The organism is Pseudoalteromonas sp. 0303, assembly GCF_013349995.1.
In the GTDB taxonomy this organism is placed as follows: Bacteria; Pseudomonadota; Gammaproteobacteria; order Enterobacterales; family Alteromonadaceae; genus Pseudoalteromonas.
This window is the reverse complement of record NZ_JABVXF010000101.1, coordinates 1-1222: the sequence shown is the minus strand read 5'-3', so window position 1 is coordinate 1222 and position 1222 is coordinate 1. Positions and strand designations below refer to the sequence as shown.

Below are 1222 nucleotides of genomic sequence, written 5' to 3'. Positions count from 1 at the left end.
CACGGCAAGATCATTATAAATTGAACTTATAGAATATGTAGTGATCAGATCAAGGCATAATAATCACCTTGGTCACGTAAAATATGAGCGCTACTTTTCTGAAACACTTTAATTCAATTACCGATCCTCGCATTGAACGCTGTAAAAAGCATGAGCTTATCGATATTCTCCTTTTAGCCATTAGTGCAGTAATCTCCGGTGCACAAGGATGGGAGGATATTGAAGACTTTGGGCATCTAAAACTTGATTGGTTAAAAAGATATGGCGCTTTCAACGCGGGTATTCCAAGACACGACACCATAGCCCGTGTCATTTGTCGGTTAAAATCAGATGAAATAGAGCATGCATTTCAATCTTGGATATCTTCACTTATTGAAACCACGGGTGCTGATATTATTGCTATGGATGGAAAAACTGCACGTCGTTCATTTACAACCAAAGATAGAAAAAGTGCTTTACATACCGTCAGTGCATGGAGCTGCCAACACCAGTTAGTTTTAGGGCAAACAGCCGTTGATAGCAAAACAAATGAAATCACAGCCATACCTGAGTTACTCACCATGCTAGATATTGAAAATAGCATCATTACACTTGATGCTATGGGCTGCCAGCAAGAAATAGCGAAACAAATAATTAAACAAAAAGCTGATTATATCCTAGCGCTCAAAGGTAACCATTCAGGTATGCAGAGTGAATTAGAAGCTTGGTGGCACAAGAGTGAGCGCGAAGGATTGACCAATAGCAACTATGATAAACATACCGAAATAAGCTCAGGGCATGGGCGCATTGAAACAAGGGTTTGTCAGCAATTGCTTATTGATAAAAGCTGGTTAGATAAAATCTACCAATGGTCTGGCTTAAAGAGTGTTATTCAAGTAACCGCTGAGGTTCACGATAAATCATCAGGTACAGACACGATAGAAACGCGTTGGTATATTAGTTCGTTAGCGTTAGGTGCGGAGCAAGCTCTTAATGCGGTACGAAGCCACTGGCAGGTTGAAAGTATGCATTGGATGTTGGATATGAACTTTAGGGAAGATGAATCAAGAATCCGTAAGAAGCAAGGACCCCTTGTTTTTAACGTAATGAGAAAAATAGCCATGGCGTTATTTAAACAAGATACAACTAAAACAGCCAGTATGGCGAGAAAAAAGAAAATGGCAGGGCTAGACGATGATTATCGCTCAACCCTGTTAGAATCTGGGATTAAAATGCGCTAGCC

At 40.2% G+C, this 1222-nt stretch carries 1 protein-coding gene; it reads left to right on the top strand.

Annotated elements, in window-relative coordinates:
* Window positions 1-83: 83 nt before the first annotated feature.
* A complete protein-coding gene (locus HUS62_RS22295; protein WP_024602346.1) occupies window positions 84-1220 on the top strand; it encodes an ISAs1 family transposase in 1137 nt (378 codons plus the stop codon).
* The last annotated feature ends 2 nt before the right edge of the window (window positions 1221-1222 follow it).

Coding starts and splice junctions, on each gene's coding strand:
- HUS62_RS22295 (WP_024602346.1), top strand. CDS start 84: ATGAGCGCTACTTTTCTGAAACACTTTAATTCAATTACCGATCCTCGC.